The sequence below is a fragment of the Streptomyces sp. NPDC048415 genome, from assembly GCF_040651675.1.
Lineage (GTDB): Bacteria > Actinomycetota > Actinomycetes > Streptomycetales > Streptomycetaceae > Streptomyces.
Genome location: NZ_JBEZKJ010000193.1, coordinates 1 through 4,637 on the forward strand (window position 1 = coordinate 1; position 4,637 = coordinate 4,637).

The window sequence follows — 4,637 nt, forward strand, 5'->3', positions numbered from 1 at the left end:
GTACCGGCGTCCGGGTTGGCGTCGATCGCGAGGATCTTGTCCTGGCGCTCACTGGCGAGTGTCGCGCCGAGCGCGGTGGTCGTGGTCGTCTTGCCGACGCCGCCCTTGAGGCTGATCACGGCGATCCGGTAGCACGACAGCACGGGCGTGCGGATCAGGTCCAGCTTCCGCTGCCGCTCGGCCTCCTCCTTCTTCCCGCCGAGCTTGAACCGGCCACCGCCCGCCGTGGGCCGGCCGCTCTTCGCCTTCTGCTTCTTGTTGTTGAGCAGCCGGTCGGAGGAGAGCTCCACCGCCGCGGTGTACCCCAGAGGGGCGGCACCGGGGTTGGTGGGCTGACGCTGGTCGTGCTGCACGGGCTGCGGCCAGGCCGATCCGGTACGAGGGTCGACCGGGGCGGCGGGCTGCGGTTGAGCCTGCTGCGGGTACGGCGGAGCCACCTGCGCCGACGGGAGGGGCGGCTGCGCCGGGCCGGGCGCCGCCGACTGCGGGGGAGCCGGGGGCTGCTGGGGGAAGCCGTAACCGGGCTGCGGCGTGGGGGCGTTGGGCGCCTGCGGTGGAAAGCCGTAACCGGGCCCGGGTGCGGGCGAGTTGGGGGACGACTGCTCCGGCGCCGGGGGGCTTTGCTGGGGGAAGCCGTAACCCGGGGGTTGGGCGGGGGCCTGGGTAGTTGGGGCCGGCGTCGGGGCCGGGGCGCTGGGCTGTGGGAATCCGTAGCCGCTCTGCGGGGCGGGGTTGGGGGCAGGGGCAGGGGCAGCGGCAGGGGGGCTGGATTGCGGGAATCCGTAGCTTCCTTGCTGCGGCTGCGGCTGCGGCTGCGGCTGCGGTTGCGGCTGCGGCTGCGGCTGCGCCGGGGCCGGGGTGCCGGGCTGCGGGAAGCCGTAGCCGCCGGGCGTGGTGGGGCTTGAGGCAGGAGCGCTCGGCTGCGGGAATCCGTAGCTTCCCTGCTGCGGCTGGGCCGGGGCGGGGGGAGTCGCGGGCTGAGCCTGAGAGGGAGCCGGGACGGGGTTCTCGACGGCGGGCGGAGGCACCGGTACGGGCCCCTGTACCGAACCCGTCGAGACGGGCGCGCCGGGGGAGGAGGGCCACGCCGCAGGAGCGGGCTGCGGCGCCGGGGCCTGGAAGGGCTGACCGGGCGCCGGTGCGGGCGCGGGGGTCTGGAAGGGCTGACCGGGCGCCGGTGCGGGCGCGGGGGTCTGGAAGGGCTGACCGGGCGCCGGTGCGGGCGCGGGGGTCTGGAACGGCTGACCGGGCGCCGGTGCGGGCGCCGGGGGCTGGAACGGCTGACCTGGCCCCGGGATGGGCGGCTGAGCCTGCGGCGGCACCGGCGCCTGCACCGGCTCCACCGTCGCGGGCTCCGTGGACGCGGGCCACTGGGCGGCGGGAGCGGGCGCCGCCGGCTGATACGCGGGCGGCAACGGCGGCAGCCCACCCTGCGGCAGCGGCGGCGGAGCCCAGGCGGGTGGCGCGTCCTGGACGACCTCCGGCTCATCCGACCCGGCCTCGGGCACCACGTCCTGAGGCTCGTCGTGCCGGGGCGCGGCATCCTCCGGTTCCGCCTGCAGCGAGTCGAGGTGCGGAGGCACCGTGTCGTGGACGTCGTCCTGCGGCGCGGCGTCGCCAGCCTCGGCGGCCTCGTCGTCCGCCTCGTCGTCCGCGCCGCCGTCCGCGACGACGCGCAGCTCCACGACCTCGGCGACACTCTCCTCCTCGGAGGCATCGCTCACATCGTCAGCGGATTCCGCACCGGAGGACGCCACTTCGGCCTCGGCCGCCGCTGCCTCCTCTTCTCCGTGTACGTCGACGTGTACGTCGACCCCGCCGGAGGAAGCCTCCAGGGACTGGTACTGGGCCACGGGATCAGGCACGGCCACGGGCTCGATCGGGGCCTCGCCCTCGATCTCAGCCGGAGCTTCAGCCTCGGCCTCCACCTCAGCCCCCGGCCCGCCCTCCTCCGACGCCGCAGCCGCCCGCTCCACGATCTCCCGCTTCAGCGCGACAGCGGAGATCCGCATGGTCGCGCCACTCTCGAGATCCCCGTTCCCGGACTCAGCCAGGTCGGAAGAGGCGACGGGCGCGACCGGGGGAGCAGGAGGAGCCGGAGGCGTCCACTTGGCCTGGAACCCACCCACGGGAAGGTTCGGCAGGGCCGTCGGGCTACCGGCGTCGGCGACAGGCACCCCCAAAACCGAACCCGCGGAAGGTGCCGAACCCTCGGAACCCGCCGAACTCTCCGAGTCCACCGGAGCCTCCGAGTCCACCGGAGCCTCCGCGGCCTCCGCAGCCGCCCCCGCTTCCGGGGCCCCGACTCCCGAGTCCGCCGAGTCCGCCGAATCCCCCGAATCCACCGAGTCGGCTGAATCGGCCGAATCCCCCGAACTCCCCGACGCGTTCTGCGTGTACCAGGCGGGCGGCGCGTAGTCGATGGTGAACTCGCCCGTCGTCTCGACGGCGGACTCCGCGTCGGACTGGTCATCGCCGGGTGTGGCCCAGCCCCCGCGGATCCCGTCCCGATCGCTGTTCACAGTTCCTCCTGGTGTGGTCGAGCACCCTCAAGCCGTGCCGGGGCGACCGTCTTCTTGTCGTCCGTAGACGCTCGTAGTCGTCCGATATGCGTTCGAGGTCGTCCGAATTCACCCGGCTCCCCCTGGGGCGCGGGCGACCCGTCCACGGGTTCCCGCGTCGCGCCGCGGTCCCAGCCTAATCACCATGACTGTCACTGGGGCAGGCCTGTCCACCCCACCGCGGCCGCCCGCTACGTCACACCCTGCCCGCAAGTGGCCTACCCACGCTCACTATTGAGCACCAAACCGGACAAACGAAGCCAACGGCGCAGCCACATTGCCCCCTGCATGTACACGATCAACGGGCATGCATAGTGGGCTCGCCCCCGAAACCGGACGGCTCTCACTGAAAGGACCTCTCCGCGTGAGCTTCGGCCCGCCCCCCTCCCCTTACACCCAATCCGCGTTGACGGCGGACACCGAGCGACGAAGGCGTCGTACGAAACTGTTCGGCGCCGTGGCCGCCGTACTCGTCGTCGTCCTGTGCGCGGGCGGATGGCTCCTGATGTACGCGACCGGCGACGGCACCCCGGCGGACGCCAAGCCGTCGGCCGCCCCGCAGGCCCCGGACGAGATCAGGGAGACGGTCGAGAAGATCCCGAGCCCGCCCGAGGGCGAACTCGTCATCGACTACAGCGAGGAGAAGTTCAAGGACGACGAGACCCGGTACGCCCCCGGCACCTGGGCGACCGACAAGATCTTCGCCAAGGGCATCAAGAACACCCTCACGGGGTTCAAGTTCGGCCAGGACGACAGTGCGTGGACCCTCGAACTGGACGGCCACATCTGCGCCACCACCCGGCACGTCACCGCGGACGGTCGTACCGCCGTCGTCGTCCAGCCCGGCAAGCGCAAGGGCACCAAGGACGCGGGCATCTGCGACGAAGTGGTCTTCGTCGACCTCGACACCGGCAAGAAGCTGTGGACGGCGACGATGCCCGACGCGAAGACCGCGTACGTCACGAACACGAATCTGACCATGACGCGCGGCACGGTCGCGGTGGCGTGGGGCAACGGCTCCGTGGCCTACGACATGAGCGACGGCAAGCAGCTGTGGAAGAGCACCAGCGTCTCCACATGCGAGGACACCGGCTTCGCGGGGGGCCGCAGCCTGCTCGTCCTGCTCCGCTGCGGAGAGGAGTCCACGCACGCGTACCGGGTGCAGAAGCTCGATCCCCGCACCGGCAAGCCGCGGTGGACGTACAACCTCAAGGAAGGCCTCTCGGGTGTCTTCCTTCCCTCCTCCGACCCGCCGGTGCTCGCCGTCGGGGCGGGGGACTACGGCGTCACCGACCTGATCACCCTCGACGACCAGGGCCGGTACAGCGCCACGATCTCCATGAAGGGTGGCCGCTTCGACCCTATGTGCGGAAGTTCGTTCGACGGCTCGGACTACTTCGGGATGATGGAGAACTGCTACGCGATGGTCGTGGGGCAGCACGCGCTCTTCGTCGCCAGCAAGGCGGATGGCGACGTCGACCAGGCGGAGAACTGGATCACGGCCTTCGACGTGAAGACGGGCAAGGCCCTGCGGAAGTTCGACGGACGTCCCCTGCAGCCGCTCTGGCCCGTGAAGATGAGCGGGGACGACCTCCTGGTCTACCGGCCGAGCTCCGACAACGTCGGGCCCGCCGCCATCGTGAGCATCGACCCCACCACCGGCAAGCAGACGCCGTTCCTCTTCTTCAACCTGCCGGACGACTCCACCCGCATGGAAACCCCCGAGTGGTCCGACATCCTCGTCGAACACGGAAGGGCCTTCTTCTCGCCCCGCCAGCTGACGCCGTCCGCCAAGTACCCCGACGACCCGGTACCGGCCGCGGTGGGAATCGGAAGCGTGCACTGAGAAGACGGCATGACAGAGGGGCGTAGATAGGCCAGGGGGAGATCACCCAGCGCCTGGGCATGCCGACGGCCGGAGAAAGGCATGTCAGGGGGGCGTAGATACGCCAGGGAGAAGGGGGAGGGCCGACGCGGAACAGCCTCGCGCCACTCGAGGGTGTTCCGTGCGACGTAGGTCAGCTCACGCATCCGTCTTCCCTCCCTTCTGAGCGAGGGCGGCCAGGTCGGCGTACC

The 4,637-nt window shown here is 71.5% G+C and carries 2 protein-coding genes; one reads left to right on the plus strand and one right to left on the minus strand.

What is annotated here, in order from left to right; genetic code table 11:
• Positions 1-2,522, minus strand: a 2,522-nt coding sequence (locus tag AB0D27_RS45010; protein ID WP_362521363.1) for an SCO5717 family growth-regulating ATPase, incomplete at its 3' end; no start/stop codon positions are given.
• 403 nt (positions 2,523-2,925) lie between these two features.
• On the opposite strand from AB0D27_RS45010, the gene AB0D27_RS45015 reads away from it, so the two are divergent.
• Complete coding sequence (locus AB0D27_RS45015; RefSeq protein WP_362521365.1) at positions 2,926-4,407, plus strand: PQQ-binding-like beta-propeller repeat protein; 1,482 nt, start codon at positions 2,926-2,928, stop codon at positions 4,405-4,407.
• Positions 4,408-4,637: the final 230 nt, after the last annotated feature.